Source organism: Pleionea sp. WD8-19, from assembly GCF_055326765.1.
On the sequence record NZ_JBUZOU010000002.1, the window covers coordinates 162,151 to 180,048 of the forward strand.

Annotated in this window: 24 protein-coding genes; 2 read left to right on the top strand and 22 right to left on the bottom strand. The window is 41.3% G+C overall.

The window, feature by feature from the left end; translation table 11 throughout:
• Nucleotides 1–5 precede the first annotated feature (5 nt).
• The 9 genes from ACTUJY_RS03300 to ACTUJY_RS03340 form a co-directional block, all read right to left on the bottom strand.
• A complete protein-coding gene (locus tag ACTUJY_RS03300) occupies nt 6–200 on the bottom strand; it encodes a hypothetical protein (RefSeq protein WP_463614631.1) in 195 nt (64 codons plus the stop codon).
• A 72-nt stretch (nt 201–272) separates the two neighbouring features.
• On the bottom strand, nt 273–533 hold the full coding sequence (locus ACTUJY_RS03305) for an RNA recognition motif domain-containing protein (RefSeq protein ID WP_463614632.1): 261 nt from the start codon (nt 531–533) through the stop codon (nt 273–275).
• A 41-nt stretch (nt 534–574) separates the two neighbouring features.
• A complete protein-coding gene (locus ACTUJY_RS03310) occupies nt 575–964 on the bottom strand; it encodes a hypothetical protein (protein ID WP_463614633.1) in 390 nt (129 codons plus the stop codon).
• Between the two features lie 113 nt (nt 965–1,077).
• Nucleotides 1,078–1,287, bottom strand: coding sequence for a cold-shock protein (locus tag ACTUJY_RS03315; protein ID WP_463614634.1), 210 nt, complete (start codon nt 1,285–1,287; stop codon nt 1,078–1,080).
• 241 nt (nt 1,288–1,528) lie between these two features.
• Nucleotides 1,529–2,155 carry an HD domain-containing protein gene (locus tag ACTUJY_RS03320; protein WP_463614635.1) on the bottom strand — a complete coding sequence of 209 codons (627 nt, stop codon included), beginning with the start codon at nt 2,153–2,155 and terminating at the stop codon, nt 1,529–1,531.
• A 179-nt stretch (nt 2,156–2,334) separates the two neighbouring features.
• Nucleotides 2,335–3,018: a hypothetical protein gene (locus tag ACTUJY_RS03325; protein ID WP_463614636.1), complete on the bottom strand. Its 684-nt coding sequence runs from the start codon at nt 3,016–3,018 to the stop codon at nt 2,335–2,337.
• Nucleotides 3,019–3,050: 32 nt separating this feature from the next.
• Nucleotides 3,051–4,364: a type II toxin-antitoxin system HipA family toxin gene (locus tag ACTUJY_RS03330; protein WP_463614637.1), complete on the bottom strand. Its 1,314-nt coding sequence runs from the start codon at nt 4,362–4,364 to the stop codon at nt 3,051–3,053.
• Nucleotides 4,358–4,708, bottom strand: coding sequence for a helix-turn-helix domain-containing protein (locus ACTUJY_RS03335; protein WP_463614638.1), 351 nt, complete (start codon nt 4,706–4,708; stop codon nt 4,358–4,360). The genes ACTUJY_RS03330 and ACTUJY_RS03335 overlap by 7 nt, the downstream gene beginning before the upstream one ends.
• Nucleotides 4,709–4,868: 160 nt before the next feature.
• Nucleotides 4,869–5,081: a hypothetical protein gene (locus tag ACTUJY_RS03340; RefSeq protein WP_463614639.1), complete on the bottom strand. Its 213-nt coding sequence runs from the start codon at nt 5,079–5,081 to the stop codon at nt 4,869–4,871.
• A 208-nt stretch (nt 5,082–5,289) separates the two neighbouring features.
• Here ACTUJY_RS03340 and arfB point away from each other — a divergent pair, with 208 nt between their 5' ends.
• Nucleotides 5,290–5,703 carry an alternative ribosome rescue aminoacyl-tRNA hydrolase ArfB gene (arfB, locus tag ACTUJY_RS03345; protein WP_463614640.1) on the top strand — a complete coding sequence of 138 codons (414 nt, stop codon included), beginning with the start codon at nt 5,290–5,292 and terminating at the stop codon, nt 5,701–5,703.
• Nucleotides 5,704–5,762: 59 nt separating this feature from the next.
• On the opposite strand, the gene ACTUJY_RS03350 is transcribed toward arfB, so the two are convergent.
• Nucleotides 5,763–6,245, bottom strand: coding sequence for a GNAT family N-acetyltransferase (locus ACTUJY_RS03350; RefSeq protein ID WP_463614641.1), 483 nt, complete (start codon nt 6,243–6,245; stop codon nt 5,763–5,765).
• A gap of 25 nt (nt 6,246–6,270) precedes the next feature.
• Nucleotides 6,271–6,510 (bottom strand): hypothetical protein, encoded by a 240-nt coding sequence (locus tag ACTUJY_RS03355; RefSeq protein WP_463614642.1) that lies wholly within the window; start codon nt 6,508–6,510, stop codon nt 6,271–6,273.
• An 80-nt stretch (nt 6,511–6,590) separates the two neighbouring features.
• Between ACTUJY_RS03355 and ACTUJY_RS03360 the strand changes: the two genes are divergently transcribed.
• Complete coding sequence (locus ACTUJY_RS03360) at nt 6,591–6,860, top strand: hypothetical protein (RefSeq protein WP_463614643.1); 270 nt, start codon at nt 6,591–6,593, stop codon at nt 6,858–6,860.
• Here ACTUJY_RS03360 and trpA read toward each other — a convergent pair.
• The 11 genes from trpA to ACTUJY_RS03415 form a co-directional block, all read right to left on the bottom strand.
• Complete coding sequence (gene trpA / locus ACTUJY_RS03365; protein WP_463614644.1) at nt 6,857–7,657, bottom strand: tryptophan synthase subunit alpha; 801 nt, start codon at nt 7,655–7,657, stop codon at nt 6,857–6,859. The genes ACTUJY_RS03360 and trpA overlap by 4 nt on opposite strands.
• A 1-nt stretch (nt 7,658) precedes the next feature.
• Entirely contained in the window at nt 7,659–8,906 is a 1,248-nt protein-coding gene (trpB, locus tag ACTUJY_RS03370; RefSeq protein WP_463614645.1) for a tryptophan synthase subunit beta, read from the bottom strand.
• Between the two features lie 160 nt (nt 8,907–9,066).
• Complete coding sequence (trpCF, locus tag ACTUJY_RS03375) at nt 9,067–10,488, bottom strand: bifunctional indole-3-glycerol-phosphate synthase TrpC/phosphoribosylanthranilate isomerase TrpF (RefSeq protein ID WP_463614646.1); 1,422 nt, start codon at nt 10,486–10,488, stop codon at nt 9,067–9,069.
• Complete coding sequence (trpD, locus tag ACTUJY_RS03380) at nt 10,478–11,488, bottom strand: anthranilate phosphoribosyltransferase (protein ID WP_463614647.1); 1,011 nt, start codon at nt 11,486–11,488, stop codon at nt 10,478–10,480. The genes trpCF and trpD overlap by 11 nt, the downstream gene beginning before the upstream one ends.
• Nucleotides 11,485–12,078 carry an anthranilate synthase component II gene (locus tag ACTUJY_RS03385; protein WP_463614648.1) on the bottom strand — a complete coding sequence of 198 codons (594 nt, stop codon included), beginning with the start codon at nt 12,076–12,078 and terminating at the stop codon, nt 11,485–11,487. The genes trpD and ACTUJY_RS03385 overlap by 4 nt, the downstream gene beginning before the upstream one ends.
• Nucleotides 12,071–13,678, bottom strand: a complete 1,608-nt coding sequence (locus ACTUJY_RS03390; RefSeq protein WP_463614649.1) for an anthranilate synthase component 1 — start codon at nt 13,676–13,678, stop codon at nt 12,071–12,073. The genes ACTUJY_RS03385 and ACTUJY_RS03390 overlap by 8 nt, the downstream gene beginning before the upstream one ends.
• 2 nt (nt 13,679–13,680) lie before the next feature.
• Complete coding sequence (gene aroF / locus ACTUJY_RS03395) at nt 13,681–14,712, bottom strand: 3-deoxy-7-phosphoheptulonate synthase (RefSeq protein WP_463614650.1); 1,032 nt, start codon at nt 14,710–14,712, stop codon at nt 13,681–13,683.
• A 469-nt stretch (nt 14,713–15,181) separates the two neighbouring features.
• Nucleotides 15,182–15,595, bottom strand: coding sequence for a hypothetical protein (locus ACTUJY_RS03400; RefSeq protein WP_463614651.1), 414 nt, complete (start codon nt 15,593–15,595; stop codon nt 15,182–15,184).
• A 169-nt stretch (nt 15,596–15,764) separates the two neighbouring features.
• Nucleotides 15,765–16,160 carry a hypothetical protein gene (locus ACTUJY_RS03405; RefSeq protein WP_463614652.1) on the bottom strand — a complete coding sequence of 132 codons (396 nt, stop codon included), beginning with the start codon at nt 16,158–16,160 and terminating at the stop codon, nt 15,765–15,767.
• Nucleotides 16,161–16,420: 260 nt separating this feature from the next.
• Nucleotides 16,421–16,900, bottom strand: a complete 480-nt coding sequence (locus tag ACTUJY_RS03410) for a YchJ family protein (RefSeq protein WP_463614653.1) — start codon at nt 16,898–16,900, stop codon at nt 16,421–16,423.
• A 3-nt stretch (nt 16,901–16,903) separates the two neighbouring features.
• Nucleotides 16,904–17,794, bottom strand: coding sequence for a radical SAM protein (locus ACTUJY_RS03415; RefSeq protein ID WP_463614654.1), 891 nt, complete (start codon nt 17,792–17,794; stop codon nt 16,904–16,906).
• Between the last annotated feature and the right edge of the window lie 104 nt (nt 17,795–17,898).

A 17,898-nucleotide genomic window follows, 5' to 3' on the forward strand; every position in this document is an offset into this window, starting at 1 on the left:
TATTTTTATTTTTTTCTTGACCACGAGCTTGATGAAGAAGAGTCTTGCATTGGAATCTCTGTACCACGAACCACGCGAAAAGCTTGCTTAGGATACTTTTCATTAATGATAACAATTGCATCATCAAAATCTGAAGCTTGAAATGTATCAATAACTTCTTTTTTAGTACCTGCTGAAATAAGTGCAGTAAAGTAATCCATACAGACGCCTTAAAAATAAAGTGAAAACATTGTATAAGTTTAGTTCATCAGGAGGGTTGTGACACTAAATAATCAACGTCGCCCTCTTTTTCCCTTGGCAACCTCAAATTTAACCTGGATACTCTTACTCCCTATAAGCTTGCCATTTAACCCCTTTATCGCGGCTCTGGCTTCATGCCCTTCCATATCTACAAACGCAAAGCCTTTACAGTTTCCTGTAAATACATCCATAACGATTTTAACGCCACGCACAGTACCGTAATCAGAAAAAAGTGATAACAAATCAGCTTCTTTCGTCGATGGTGGCAAACCACCTACAAACAATTTTTTCATTGTGCATTTCCAATGTATAATTTAAAAAAAGCGTTATTTAACTAAAACTTAAGGTTCGCTATAACATTATTTAGATGCATTTGCTCCTTGCTAACGTGGGAAGAACCAGAATCAGCTAAACTCGCTTTGGTCAACATCTCAATTTTAGTAATATATTCCTGAGAACAGCGGCTGATAGTTGACTTTATGGCTTCTAAACATTGCTCAATTTCATCCACATTTCTCACCCAGGTTTCAATTATCAAACCATCTTCTGGTTTTATTTTTACTGGGTAACCAATCGCTTTTACAAGTTGGTTAAAGTCTTGACACCAGTCTTTCGGTGCTTGGTGGATTAACTTAAAAAATAACTCGATATAAGGCTGTTTCCTAATTACCGGAGGTCGACTTTCATCGATACCTACAATTTTTAAATCACTAATATTTTCCATTGACGATTCTCCCGGTAAGTAGATGCCAAAAAGGAAGAATACTTACTTCTTCCTTTTTCAAGTCAGCAATTCATCTGTAAATATTAGAATCGCTTGAACAATTTAATCGACACTTACTGTGGGACAATATTCTCAGCTTGAGGCCCTTTTTGGCCTTGAGTTAATGTAAACTCAACGCTTTGACCTTCGAGTAACGTTTTAAATCCCGAACCGGTAATCGCAGAGAAATGGGCAAAAACGTCTGGGCCTGAAGGCTGCTCAATAAAACCAAAACCTTTAGACTCATTGAACCACTTAACGGTTCCTTTTATGGTATTAGACATCAATATATCCTGAAACTTGAATTAAAAATAACGCCAATATTGGCATGAATAGCGGGAAAAGAGACTGGTACTTAAAACTTCAGAACGACGTAAAACTTCAAAACAACGAAATGATAGGCAATAAACAAGAGACTTTATTTCTAGCTGTTATTGAGTATATAGGTATTCCCCAACAAGTCAACTTAATTAATTCCACGGTCTGAAAAGACTTTATAGGTCAACTTCTAGCGCTGAGATATACTCACAGCTCTTTAATTGCCAGAATAAGATTTTCTCTGGCTTGCTCTTCCCATTTCTTAAAAAACAAGTCCGTTTTATAGATACGCTCTCGCTGTAAAAAGCTTTGTAGAATTTCCTTTCGCTTTTTTCGATAAATAAATGCGGGTACCCACTTGTATTCCATTCTTACATTATTTTCGAACTCCTGATAAACACTAGGCGAACTACCAAGAATTGAAAGATCGATATCGACGATTAACTGTTCGTCACACGTTATTGCAACTGTAGAGTGAAGGGTCGCCATAATTAACTGAAACACTCGTTCAATTACCGTTTTCTCACATTTTCTAACCTCTAAAAAGTCTTTTGCCCAGTTGGCACTATCTAGTTCGTTGGTTGATGATCGAGGTTTATAAATCGCATCGTGGAACCATATAGCCAACTCCAACTCACTGGGATGTTCAGCTAAGTCCTTTGAGGTGTCAAAGTGTTTTAATAATGCATTGATATGAGAGAGGTTGTGATAATGTCTGTGCTTTTCGGAATAGGCGTTTACCAAAGCATCAAAGGTTTCTTTGGAGGGTGGAATATTTAGTTTTTCCATGAGTTGACTCCAGCGCTGGTAATTCATCAAATTGATTTGACTCATAATTTCCTTGGACCACTTATTTTCATTTCAGAGGATCGAATTTCAAATCAAATGAAAGAGCTTTATTAAAAGTTAGCTTTAGTATGTACTAATTCGATCTGCGTTGGATGGGTGAAGCTTTGCGTAACCCATCAATTTCCACATTTAAGAGATGGGTTAACACCCATCCTACATTTTGCTCAACTGCATTTAACTTTTGTTGAATAACCTATATACAATGTTAGTTCCGCTATATCAGTTCTTTCCCATTGAACTCGTCCTTCCAACCCTTCTAGTGAAATTTCGCACGTATCTCCCAGAACACCCTTGATTTTTTTGTTTTCATCCGCAATTTTTTTGATAATATGATATCGGTATTGTTCAGGATCAATTAAACTCAGTCCTATATCACCGCGAACATCAATCTCTGTTCGGCCTACAACATTTGATTTTTGGATAAACTTTCGTAATTGGGCAATTTTCTTTTTTAAATCTTGATTTGAATCCACCTTAACTTTTATATATAAATCTACAAAGTTTGTGTCAACTCGCTTACGATCCTCAATGAGTTGGATAGCGTCATCATCCAGTTTAACCGGAGTTAAAAAACCTTCCCCATAGGCTACTTCAATATCGGATGTTTTTGATGACTCTCGAACAATATTATTGATGGTCTTAATAATCTCAGTTCTTCTGTTGCTTGGTGACCGACTATCATTTATCAGCCTAATTTCCTGAATTAAGAAATCAGGTTTTCTATCCAGCGTTATCGCAGGCATATCATAGAAATCACTACTTGATATTCTTGAGCCAGTAATTACTACTTCTTCGGAAAACACATTAACAGAAATTAGCAATATTAAAAAAATACCGCAAACCTTCATAATTCCCCCTCAAATCCAACGTTTTTAAAAAGCTATACTTTTCTTAAATGTATATTAATATGCTTAGAAAAACCACTTTCAACTTTAGCGATATTTGAAAACTCACTCCACCCACTAATCGCCTCACTCACTTCATCAATAATCTGTTTAGCCAGCGATTTTTTAATCTTCGCCAAATAAGCCACCGCCATAAAATCCTCTTTAGTAAATTTATCCCGCTTACCATTAACACTCATTTGATGTTGGCTGGTCCAAAGTCCTTTGGGATTATAAGCAAAACAAACATCAAACGCGGGCGACAATCGCCATTGCCCTTTTTTATTCATCACGTAAGCAATGTTTTTGGTGTGGTCATCCTGATTACGCGCTAATACATTGAACACCATTCGGCGAAATTGCTCAACGATGTCCTCTTTCGATAAATTCAGTTGTTCCATTACTTGAAACGCTTGTTCGTAACTGTGTGCACCGGCCATATTAAAATCCAAATGATTGATTGCACATAAGCTTTGCACGTGGAGTTTGTCGCCGTTATCGAATCGATCGAATCGTTTGGTAATAAAGTGAGCGCGTCCGTTTTCCTCCAGTAAGTGCGACTCCATCATAGTAATGCCCGCATGCTTCGCCATTAAATAATACGCGTACTCCACACGGCCAAACCCTTTGGGATCGGCGAGTTCTTTGTCTTTATTGTTTTCAACACCATCGAACTTTAAAATCCAATAACTAAAGTTTTCCGGAGCTTTTACCTGGCCAGATCGAACTTCATTGGTTTGTTGGTTCCAAGCAACGACAGCTTTTGCTCTCGCACCACCGGCCGACGTACCCACGCGAATAATTTCTTCAAACGCTTTTTGTTTGACTTCGTCTTGTTCAATGATGGCAGCCAAAGTTTCACGCTGCGTTAAAATATCGCCTGCCAGATCTACCAAAGCATTAATGTGCAATTGTTCTGAGCGCGTATTGCCTCGGCGAATCGCCGGCTTAAACTCCAACGCGCCCATACCTCGTTGACCGAGATAACAGAGTCGTTCCAAAGGCGTAAACGACTGCGCGCTTCTGCCCTGCCGCGCTAACCAGGCATCAATCAACGCGTTACCAAACTTATCGGGTAAGCAATCGGCCATCATCCCGGGCAACCCATGAAAGGTTTGAGGGTTAAGCGCAGGAAAGGAGTAAACTCGATGAGCCAACGGCATGGTAAGAGGAGCTGGTTGAATACCACTTTCAATAAATTCCGGCAGAAATTCAAATTGGCCAATGTGTCGTTCGGCATTCCAAGCAATAGCGGCTATTTTCTTTCCCCACAAGATCACATCGGCCACTTGTACCGACGCCGTCACCATGTCCAATCGCCTTTTTCTTCTTGCACTTGAGCATTTGTTGATTCGCTTTTGCCGCGACTTCCACTGGCTCTTTTACGTTGCTTGCCTTTTAATTTGGCAAGTTCTACCGGGCTTATATCGGGCTCTTTTAAAAATGGCTCTAACAAGCGCACCGCTTTTAAGGCAATCAACATTTTTACTAATGTCGCGACCGAGGTGTTATGCCCCGTTTCGGCCTGAACCACGGTTCGACGGGAAACACCCGACAAATCAGACAGTTGCGATTGACTCAGGTTTTGATTTAAACGTTCGCGCTGAAGGGTTTCAGCGATTGCCGAGAGTACGCCCTGTTCAGAAATGCTCATAATGCGCTCTATTATGCCCAATAATTGAATTAAACCTCATTATGAGTATTATAGAGCCTTTTAAGAAATATTCAATTAGCGCGATATATTGCTCATAGCTCAAGTTAACCGGTATTTTTGCGCATTATATCACTCATTATACTTAAATCTCTTTACCCACCTATCGTCTACAATGCCAGTGATTACCATGACTCCAGCATTTTCGCTTGGCCGCCGGACGCGCATGAACCACAACAATCGTTTTATCACTATGCTCTTTATCCAACACGGTCACTACTTTTACTTTACCGTGACCATGACCGTGTCCTCTGGGATGAACGACACAGCCCGAAAGAGTTAATGAAAGTGCGATCAATAGAATAACAAGTTTCATACTTTTTCCTTTAGTTACATTCTTTCCTTAATTAAACGGGTTATACCAACTTAGGTTGACTTCATTGGGCCAATGGCTGCCTATTTCCGCTTGTTGGATTGAGCAACTCAAATACTAAAAATATTTCAATCTCAGTCGTTTGCTTATTGTTATTACAGACATTAACAGCTCGCTTGATCCTTTTCGTTATAATAGAGATACTGCGATAATGATCGAACTTTCACACTCCGTTTATATTCCAGAAGACGAAATTGAATTTAACGCAATCCGCGCTCAAGGCGCGGGCGGTCAAAATGTCAACAAAGTGTCTTCCGCCATTCACTTGCGATTTGATATCGTAAACTCTTCTCTACCCGATTCATATAAAGAGCGATTATTAGCACTTTCTGATAGCCGAATTAATAGTGAGGGCGTGCTCATTATCAAAGCGCAAAGCTTTCGTACTCAGGAACGTAATAAGCAAGATGCCATTGAACGATTAATTGAGTTCATTCAAGATGCTGTTAAAGTAAGAAAAAAGCGTAGACCAACGAAACCCAGCCGTGCTTCACAACAAAAAAGGATGGATAAAAAAACAAAACACAGTAAAACGAAACAACTGAGAGGTAAGGTTGATTATTAGCAAACCTTAAAAACACGGAGCTGGAAGTTTCCAAGAATCACTTTGTTGTTCCAGGACTATCACATTGAATCCGTTAACAACTTTAACTTAAAACCTTCGTGCGTTGCTTTAAAACCCAGCTTTTCATAAAATCTAAGTGCATCCGGTCTTTGTTTATCAGACGTTAATTGAACCATCGAACAGTTTCGTTTTTTTGCTCGATTGATTGCCCATTTAAACATTCGTTCACCAATACCCATCCTGCGATAATTGTTATGAATGCGAACACCTTCAATAAGACAACGCCATGAGCCAATGTGAGTCAAATAAGGTATAAAAGTTAATTGCAACATTCCGATAATTTTCTCACCATGCTCGACAACAACAAGTTCATTATTGGGATCGTGTGAAATATTTTGAAGCGCCTCGACATACTTCGAGTTTATCGGACAAGTAATATCTTCTCTTTGAGCACCTAGCGCATCATCAGACAACATGAAGACCAAATGCTCTAAGTCATTCTCTGCCGCTTCTCGAAATTGAACCTGTAAAACATTATTCATAAAACTGGTAAACTTCCGTCAAAAACTATAAAGCAGCATCCAAAACCTGCTGAATTAAATCACGGTCTTGCTCGCTAATACCATCGTCCTTCATAGAGTTTTCGATATAGTCAAGCAGCACCTTTTTGGGGTTATCCGCTTCATTACATTGCTCATGCGCTAAAGGTACTTGCGGAATGACGTAGCCAATGGCGAACAAGTCATACTCTTCATCGGCCTCCATCTCTCTTAAAATCGCCTCAGTTTTTGCCCAAAAATCAGTCATTTATTTGCCCTCGTGTCGTGTCACTATGGTACTGCAAATAGCGTCTATAATAAATACATTGGCTTACGCGGAGGTGGTTGATGGGTGTCCCTACTAAACAGGAGCTGGATGTTGCCATAAAAGCAGCGGTTCAAATGCGTGAAGATGGAAATGATCCGGATTATCTTGCCAAATGCTTATTAAACTTAAACTATCGAATGGAGCTGATGGAAAAAGTACTTTATCAAGCAAAACTCTATTTACGCTCGGGTCACGGCCCTCAAGAACACACTCGGTTGTTAAGGGCCATTGAAAAAGCAGAAAAAGCAGGTATGCAAACAACCGATCGTGAGAACCTGGGCATTGGTTAACAAGCCATTCTCATTTCGGCAGTAAACCGATTGATTTGTCCCAACAATTGATCAGGTTGCTCCGCAAATTGCTCAATAAGCTTAACGATTGCTGAGCCCGATATGACACCTTTAAAGCCATGTTCACGAGCTGCAGCCACTTGCTCAGGTTTAGAAATCCCAAACCCCATTACCGCTGGTGCTGCTTTCAGCCTCAATAACTGCTCTGCTATATCTTCAACCGGCATCTGTGCCGAAACTTCTGTCCCTGTCACGCCTGCACGTCCCAACACGTAAGTATAACCTCGTGACATTTTTGCGACATGCTCTAATACATCTGGAGATGGTCGGGGAGGTAAAATAAAAACAGAGTCGATATTGTAATTTTCCGAAGTTTGAATGAAAGGTTTACTTTCTCTCATCGGAACATCGGCTATTAAAACCGAATCAATTTGAAGAGCTGCGCATTGCTTATAGAAACTGTCACACCCTTTACGATAAACCAAGTTCGCATAAACCAACAATCCGATTGCTATATCAGGATGTCTTAGCCGTACCTGTTGCAATAGTTCAAATGCACGCGTTGGTGTAATGCCTTGTTGTAATGCTCGAATTGCCGCACCTTGGATCACCGGACCATCGGCAACCGGATCCGAAAAAGGAATTCCTAACTCTAAAGCATCGGCACCAGCAGCGACCAATTCATCAATGATGGAAAGTGATGTTTCAAAGTCGGGGTCACCCAACATGACGAAAGGAATAAAGGCAATGCGTTGTTCACTTTCACACTGCTCAAATAATTTTTGATAGCGGTTCATTTTACAATTCTCTCGATGGGTTTAAATTGCGAACGTATTCCAAGTCTTTATCTCCACGCCCCGAAAGATTCACCAAAATACTGGTGTCTGGGCCTTTTTGTTTAGCAAGTTTCAGCGCGTAAGCTAAAGCATGTGATGATTCAAGAGCAGGAATAATGCCTTCACTTTGTGCCAATGTTTGGAAAGCGGCTAAGGCTTCCTCATCGGTTATGGTTTCGTAGGTTGCACGACCACAGGATTGAAGATAAACGTGTTGTGGACCAACCGCCGGATAATCAAGACCTGCCGAAACCGAATAAGACTCTTCAATTTGCCCGTGTTCATCTTGCATAATTTTGGTATGTGAACCATGAATGATGCCCAGCTCTCCTTTATTTAACGTTGCGCCATGCTGATGGGTATCTAACCCCTTGCCTGCTGGTTCTACACCAACCAATTTTACGGACGGCTCTTCAATAAAATCAGTAAACAATCCAATGGCATTGGAACCTCCTCCGACGCAGGCAACTGCGTAGTCCGGTAACTTGTTGTAGTGTTCCAACATCTGTTGTTTGGCTTCGCGTCCGATCACTCGCTGAAACTCCCGAACAAGCGTGGGAAACGGATGCGGTCCGGCCGCAGTGCCTAACAAATAATGCGTGTTTTCATAACTGGCCGCCCAATCACGTAACGCTTCGTTAATCGCATCTTTTAACGTACCGCTACCGTTGTCTACGGGAATCACTTTAGCCCCCATCAATTCCATTCGATACACATTGGGTTGTTGCCGAGCACAATCCACTGCGCCCATGTATATTTCACAAGTAAGCCCCATCAAAGCGCACGCCAATGCGGTTGCAACTCCGTGTTGCCCAGCTCCGGTTTCCGCAATAATACGTGTTTTCCCCATTCGTTTTGCAAGTAACACCTGCCCCAATACTTGGTTGGTTTTATGAGCACCTCCGTGCAAAAGGTCTTCGCGTTTTAAGAATATTTTCGCTTCTTTTCTGCCGGTTAAGTTTCGACATTGGTACAATGGTGTTGGCCTACCTGCATAATCCGACAGCAAAGCATTCAACTCATCAACAAATGCTCGATCTTCAATGGCTTCTTCAAATGCTTTTTCTAGTTGTTCTAATGCAGGCACCAAAATTTCTGGCACAAACATACCGCCATACTGACCAAAATAGGCGTTGAATTTTGACGGTGACTTTGATGTTCCGAAAGCCGTCTCTGCTTTAACATTCTCTATTATTTCTGCTGTATTCATTACTCACTCCATATTCAGTTTTTATCGACTCTTAAATCAGCACCTACAATGAACATCGAAACTTACGGTTCATTTTTGTTGCGTCAGTTACCGGGCACTGTTCAATATTTTATATATCATCGCTTACGCTAGCATTACTCTACCCAAAAAGAGCCTCGCATCATTCTATTGCCTTTATTGCACTGAAAAACTGTTTTATTTTTCGGCTGTCTTTTTCGCCTTTTAAACTCTCTACACCGCTGCTCAAATCGATTACTATATCAGGATACTTTTGCAATCGTTTAATATTCTCCGCGGTAACACCACCGGCTACCACAACTTTTGACTGAGGTATTTTTTCAAAACAGCATTCCAAAACATCCCAATCAAACGACTCTCCGGTGCCACCAAATTGATTTTCACTTTTAGTATCGAGCAATAGCTTATCGACCAATCCAAGGTAGGGTTCAATCAATCCAACATCTTCTTTTGAAGCAACGGCAATGGCTTTCCATATTTTCACACCTTTCGGAAGATAGCTTTTCAATTTGCGAACATACTCAGAACTTTCATTGCCATGCAATTGAATAACATCTAAAAGACAGCTTAGACAAACATCGACTATCCTTTCAATTGCTTCATCAACGAATACACCAACCAGATTCGTATTCGACGATTGCTCTCTTATTTCTGCAGTTAATAACTTCGCTTTTTCAGGTTCAATAAAGCGCAAAGAGTTAGTGTAAAAAACCAACCCCAAATAGCTTGCACCTTGCTCGACACAAAGTTTACCAATAGCTGGAGTTGTTATACCGCATATTTTTACTTCACCATAAACGAGTTTTTTAGCAGCCAGCTCAACATTCCTTGACGACATCAATGATGAGCCCACCAAAAAACCATCGATACAATTCGCTAGATCTATAATGTTCATTCGATGTTCAATGCCCGATTCAGAAATAACCAGAGCACTTTTAGAAAGCAGTCCTCTAAGGCGTTTAGTATTGCTCAAATCAACCGACAGTGTTGTTAAATCACGATTATTGACTCCGATGATTGCAGCACCCAGTTCTGTAGCACGGTAGCACTCGTCTTCATTATGCACTTCGGTAAGAACATCCAACTCAAGCAGTTTTGCAATTTTCGCCAACTTCAAATATTGCTGGTCATTCAATACCGAGAGCATTAAAAGTATCGCGTCAGCACCATAAACTCGAGCCTCATAAACTTGATATTCATCAATGAAAAAATCTTTACAAAGCACCGGTTTCTCGGTGTACTCCGATACACCCTTCAGTAAAAGGTGGTTACCGTTAAAAAAGTGGTTGTCGGTAAGTACGGAAAAAGCATCGGCACTTGCCTGGTAAGACCGCACACATTCTTCAACAGTAAAATCGGGCCGAATATCTCCTTTTGAAGGTGATGCTCGCTTATACTCTAGAATGTAACGCGCTCCGGGTTTTGCCAGCGCCTGATACAAAGAGCGTGTCGAAGGCTTTGCCAACTGTTTGAGGTCATCAAGGCTCACATTGTGCTTTCGTTGCTCGAGTTCTTTGAACTTGTGTTGAATGATGTTATGCAAAACATTCGCTTTATCCGCCATAAGAAAACTCCGCAAGTGCTGCAAGACGTTCGGCAACTTTGCCAGAAGCGATCACTTCTTTTGCTTTATCAACGCCTTGCTTTAAATCGTTCACTTTTTCTGTAAGAAATAGAACCGCAGCTGTATTTAAGGCGATTGCATCCACATGCGCTTGTTTGCCATATCCCTTCAACACGCATAATAAAGCAGCAGCAATTTCTACAGGATCATCCATCTGCAATTCACTTAAACGGATACGTTTTAATCCTGCGTCTTCCGGTGAAATGCTAAATGTTTCAATTTGGCCATCATTCAAAAAGGCGACTTGAGTATCGGAGTGCAGGGCAATTTCATCCAGTCCTCCTCCATTAACAACAAACGCTTTTTTACACCCTAAATTATTTAAAGCCTGAGCCATGGTTTTTAGCAACTTTTCATCGTACACACCCATTAGCTGGATATCAGGAGCAGCCGGGTTTGCCAACGGGCCAATCAAGTTGAATAAGGTACGTGTTTGCAACGCAGTGCGTACTGGCATCACGTGGCGCACGCCAGGGTGATATAACGGTGCAAACAAAAAGCAGAAATTATGTTTTTCTAATGATTGTTCAGCGTGTTCAGGGGTAACATCCAGTTTTACACCAAAGCGTTGTAATACGTCGGATGAACCACTTTTTGATGAAACAGAACGATTACCGTGTTTTGCCACTTTTACACCGCATTCCGCCGCAACCAAACCAACTATGGTGGAAATATTTATTGTTCCCAAACCGTCACCACCGGTTCCACACGTATCCACAATGGTTTCATTTGGTTTTACAAATGGTGTTGCTGAAGCACGCAATGCACTCGCAGCACCTGCAATTTCTTCTGCTGATTCACCTTTGATTTTTAGTGCGACTAATAATGCAGAAATTTCAGCTTCGTTCAGCTCACCGTTTACAATTCGACCAATCAATTGATGCGATTGTTCCCGATCCAAATGTTGCCCCAAATAAAGTTTTTCCATTAATGCATTCATTGAGCGCCCCTTGTTTTTTCAGTTAACATCAGATTGATGCTTTGCTCGATTAATCGACTGCCATGAGTGGTTAGTATCGACTCAGGATGAAATTGAAATCCCAATATTTTCTTTTGTTTGTTAAAGATCGCCATCACCTGCTGTTCGCATTCGGCAATAACGTCAAGCGAGTCGGGTAACTCAGATGCAATTAACGAATGATAGCGACCAACGACTAATGGACAGGGAATATTATTAAAACAATCGTTTTTTGAATGATGAATTTTTAACGCTTTTCCGTGCACAGGTAATAGCGCATGAGTAACACTGCCACCAAAATGTTCAACCAACAACTGGTGCCCCAAACAAACGCCCATAATCGGAATTTTCCCTACAACTTGATTTAAAAGCTCACGACAATTTCCAGCTTGCTGAGGATTGCCCGGCCCTGGTGAAATCACGAGAAAGTCATGTTGATTAGCCAACGCTGTTAATTCCGAAACCGGTAAATGATTACGGACCACTTTTACTTGATGATTTAAAACCAAAAACTCATCCACCAAGTTGTACGTAAAGGAATCGAAATTATCGATGAATAAAACCCTAGCCATTGGCTCGCTCCTTTTGGTTTTCTTCTGTTATTCGATTCGCCAGATAAATTGCATTTATTACAGCAGCCGCTTTATTTTCGGTTTCAATGGTTTCCATTTCGGGACTGGAGTCGAATACAATGCCCGCTCCCGCCGAAACCGTTGCTTGTTTTTTCTGTACCATGGCACTGCGAATAACAATGGCCGTATCCATATCGCCCGCAGCATTCAAATAGCCCATCGCACCACCGTAAACCCCACGATAGTGTTGTTCGAATTTACGGATAAGTTGCGTTGCCTTGACTTTTGGCGCACCAGAAAGTGTTCCCATATTCATACAGGCCTGATAAGCCGAAAGCGCATCCAATTCCGGTTTTAGTACTCCGGTTACTTTTGAAACCAGATGCATTACATGTGAATAACGATCAATTTCCATCAAACGCACCATGCGACGACTGCCACTTTCGCACACTCTAGCAACATCATTACGTGCTAAATCCACCAACATGGCGTGTTCGGCTTTTTCTTTTTCATCATTTTTTAGTTCTAGTTCAATACGCGCATCCAAATCAAAGTTAATACTACCATCGGCATTAAGGCCACGTTTACGCGTTCCTGCAATCGGGTAAATACTTAGGTCGCGGTTCTTAGTATCAAATTTAACCGCACTTTCCGGAGATGCGCCAAATAACTGATACTCGGGTGTTTGGATAAAAAACATATAAGGACTGGGATTCGACTGGCGTAACAATTGATATGCCAACAATGCATTCTGACACGGTAACGAAAACGTTCGTGCTAACACCAACTGAAAAACATCGCCATCGATAATATGTTGCTTCGCCCTTTGAACAAGCGCCTGATATTCATTTGCAGAATGGTTGACTTCAATGTTTTCGATATTAACCGGTTGCTTTAAACAATCGAATTGGATTGGAACGCTCGTCGACTCCAGTAAACGTTCGTCCCGACTTAACTGCTGCTGATAATCAAAATAGACCGGTTGCACTTTTTCATAATTAAAAACTTTCGATACCAGACGACTGCTTTTATTCTGATGATCCAACACCAGGAGTCGATCGGCGAGATAAAAGTCAAAATGCGGAAATGCAAGCGCTTCGTCCAACTCTGGCAAAGATTCAAATAACTGATAACAATCAAAACTGAAAGTGCCTATTAATAAGCTTGAAGTATCATTATTGTCATTGACTTTCACCAGTTTGATAACATTACGAAGCGCATCCAAAACATTATTTTCTTGCAATTTTTTCACTTCATCCACTTCATTGTGTAACGCGCAGTGAAGAATAGTCACTCTGAGCTGATTTTCTACCAATACGGCTTGCGTAAAACACTCTGCTAAGGGTCCCAACAACTGATGACCGTTGACATTTAATGCCGTAAAAACCACCTCTTCACCGTAGCAAGCGATTCTAAGCGCGGCTGACAACATTATCAGGCTACGAGCATGCTCTTTGGTGCTTATGGATGCCGTTTCCAATAATGCAGAAACAGGGTTGTTTAAACACAAAGATTGAAAAGCACTTAAAGCGTCGGGTTGACTCGACAATAGTTTGCTTAGCGTAATGACCGATTCAGCATTATCAAAATTCACAGTCATGTTCAGGCCACCTGCTTCATAGAAGACAAACGACCGGCAGCACGAACAAATGCATCCAGTTCAACCATCAATTGATTGAATTGCTCCGGATAAAGTGATTGTTGACCGTCTGATAGCGCTTCTTTGGGCTCGTGATGCACTTCGATGATCACTCCATCGGCACCGACTGCAACCGCCGCTTTCGCTAAGGGAGCAACCAACTCTCGAATGCCAGTACCATGAGAAGGGTCAACAATAACCGGTAAATGCGATTTCCGTTTCATAAAGGCAACGGCGTTAAGATCCAACGTGTTCCGTGTAGCTGTTTCAAAAGTGCGTATTCCACGCTCGCACAAAATCACATTAGGGTTTCCAGCATCAACAATGTATTCGGCGGCAAGTAAGGTTTCTTCGATGGTTGCCGATATCCCTCGCTTCAAAATCACCGGCGTTTCGGTACACCCAACCGCTTTTAGTAAATTAAAGTTTTGCATGTTTCGTGCGCCAATTTGTAATGCATCCACGTGTTGGCAAATCAAATCAATATCGGCACTGTCCATGACTTCGGTAACAGCAGGAACGCCAAGTTCACGGCTGACTTGTTGCATGGTTTGTAACGCTTCGCGACCACCCCCTTGAAAACTGTAAGGACTGCTTCTCGGTTTAAATGCACCACCGCGTAAAGCAACCGCGCCCGCTTTCACAACAGAGATTGCCGAAGCTCGAAAACTTTCCAGACTTTCAACAGCGCAAGGCCCTGCTATAACAGAAAAGTGCTCGCCTCCAAACGGAACCTTACCAATTCGAACGACAGAATCAGCTGGATACAGCTCGCGACTGACTCGTTTGTAATTCGTTAGTATGGGCTTTACGTCGTCAACCATCGGATGCGCCGATATATTCAGCCCCTGCAATATGCGTTCGTCTCCCAATGCTCCCAACACGGTTCGTTCCGTTCCTGGCATATACAAAGGCTTGAGTCCGGCCTGCTCTATTTTTGAGAGAATTTCATCAGCATCATTTTTCGTTGCTTGCACTTTTAATACAATAATCATGGTCATTCACCTTATGTCAGTTTTTTAAAGTCATAAAAAAACCCGCCAATGGCGGGTTTTAAAAAAATCATTCAAACAATAGCGGTTATCACCCGTCAGATAACCTCTGCGAGTACCACCACCAATTAGCTGCTTGTATCAATTGTTGATTAATCATGTTCGTTATCTGAGTTTTTCGCTTTTATTTCATCCACTCGACTGAAGTGGCTTATTTAACAAACGTTTCGTTTTTGAAAAAAAAAGCCCGTCAAAATTGACGGGCTTTTAATTTTTGTTGGCTGAATTAGGTTTATTGAAACTTTCAGCTCACACAACACTACGCCCGTCGGGAGTTTGCCACCACCAACGAGCTTGCCAAAATTGAATTGCGCTAACGTTAATTTCTTTCATAGACAGTAAAATATGCAATTACATTCACTAAGTCAACTGTTTCGTTATTCCTATTTCGTTATATCAAGTGCATTAATCTTTAAAGCATCGCTTTGTTCATGGGTTGACTGTTGAAATAGCAACGCGACTCTTCCAACTGCAAGTGCAAAAGCTCGGTTTCAACCTCCACGCCACTGGGTACCCCAACCAACCTCAAACAGACCTCTTCAATTTTTCCGCGAACAGGTACATGAATCAAATTAGAAAAAAGTAACGCTGAATCAAATTTTAAGTCTTGAAAGTCAATCGGTAGTCGATGTTTACCTCTTAAATCCTGATATTCAAAAAACAAAGCCAATTGACCATCGATAAAACTGGAAAGCTTAAAGCTCGCCAGAATATTTAGCGCAATCGACCAAGGAGAATCGGTTTTCAAAGATGTTTTCGGAAGGTACTGCTCAGGTTGGAGGTATATCGTATGCGTATACCCTTGATTCATATCTAGCGGGTTCATGTTGTAATGCTCTTGTCTTGGTTATCTTTATAATGGTCTATCTATTTATCCGTCTAAACTTACTCACGACCCTACTGAGCAAATTTTAATCAATGCATACTCTTACAATTTGAGATAAAAATCAAGCTATACAATTTACGGTTGCGACTTATATCTCAAAGATCATGGATCAAGCCGTTTTTCTGAGTTCCGGCCCTGGTTGAGGTGGCTCAATGACTTTGACAAACAACTCATCAATTTCGAATTCAAAGTCATTGTCTTGAAACATCAAGGTGAGAGAAACTTTAGAAATGGCTCCTTTTATAGGGAGTTTCACCAGGTTTGAAAATAGCAGCTCCGAGTCTTTATCCAGCAATTGACTGTCAATCAGCAGTTGTTGCGGACCACGACTGTCAGTATATTCAATGTACAAAGACGAGGTCTGTATGGTCGAGTTGCTCACTTTTAACCATAGCGCAAGATTTAAAGATACCGACCAGGAAAGTGTCGGGTCAGATACATTTCCTCGTACAGGCAAATATTGTTCAGGAGTCAGTCGACTCACTAGCTTTGCGTAAAATGCCACTCCTGAGTGCCTCCATAATGCATACAACTTAAAAGCATTACTTAATGTGTAGCAGGCGATTGAAGATTAAAGTGTGATTTACTTCATGTTTTTTTGGGAATTGCTATAACAAAACTGTATACCATATACCCTAATTTAAAATTTCCTTAATATTCAACGCATTGTAAATTTGTGAACGGTTCACCTTGTTTAGAATACCTTGCTATAAGTTTTCTATTTTTAATACCCAGTATGACCGACCGTTTTGCAAAAAGTTCTTGCTATTGAGTTAAATTGTAGCAACAACGCTTAAACTTCTTTTCACTACCACAAGGACAAAGCTGATTGCGACTCAGTTTAACCGCTGCTTGCGGCTCGTTAAATCGACCGGATACGTAAAACCACTGCCCTTCTACGCATTCAAAATCGGATACTTCATCGTGACATAATAGTCGTTCCTTCTCCAAATACCAGGCACGAAAATGAACTTGCGACTTGAGCTCCATCAAAGAGTGTTGCAATACTTCAAGTTTGATCCACCGTGTTTGTTTCGCGCTTTTGGTCAGCCCATCAATACTGAGCGATTGGCGATAATCCGGATGGTGCGTGTCGTACAAATAGGCACCGTTGTGCAAGCAAAACGCACTAAAACGAGAACGCATTAATTGCTCTGCATTGGCCGCCTTTTTATCCTCAATAATCGGCTTACAACACCGCTCGAACGCTTTGCCACTCCCACAAAAACAAGAAGACCGCCGCACAACTTATAAACCCCTTTGCCACTCTTGTCGAAGTGGAATGCTGCCCGGTTGATGCAATGCTGCATCGATTTGCGCCAACAACAACGGTTTATCTTTATTGAGTGTTCCTTTCAAAACCAAATAGTTTGAAGCATGGTCTGAACGAAAAACGGTTTGTTCTAGCTCTAAATGCTCCAGTAATAATTTCATTTCAGAAATCAATCCTTGCGTATCGGGTATCTGGTAATCACCACCGAATCCTTTGACGACTCGCTCATCACCTAAAGGATACGACACAACCAAGGTCGACAAAAACTCGGGTTGAGCCTCGTTCATCAGTTTCGCCGAATTAGCTGCATGTTGCTCAGAGTATCGAACACCGCCCATTCCATTAAGAATCATAACCGACGATTTAATACCAGCCTGTTTTAACTTTAAAAGTGCATCGAGTGAAGACTGATAAGTCTCGCCTTTTTCAATCGCTTTTAGCACGGCATCATCGCCGGATTCACAACCCACATAAACCAGTTTGAGTCCAAGTGATTTCAACATTTCGAGTTCATCAACCGACTTTCGCGACACATTGCGAGGCAAGCAATAACTCGAAACCCGAGTAACGTCAGGGAGGTACTTTTTGATTGCCAACAAAATGTCTTTTAAACGACGTACCGATAATGTCATGGCATCACCATCGGCAAGAAAAACTCGTCTCACAGGCGCTTTGATTCGTGCCACTGCCTGCAACTCTCGTTCGATTTCCTCTTGAGCTTTGGGTCGAAACTTTTTTTGTGGCTGCGTATACATATCGCAAAAGGTACACTTATTCCATGAACAACCATTAGTCACCTGTAAAATTAACGATTTCCATTCACTGGGTGGTCGAAAAACAGGTTCGATGTAGGGCAATGCGATCATTGTGCTTTTAACTGTCTCTCCGTTACATATTGACCGATTTTATCATAATTTCGCTAGGCAGGATCGATAACCACTCTATGGTTTTATCGCATTACTTTTTCGAA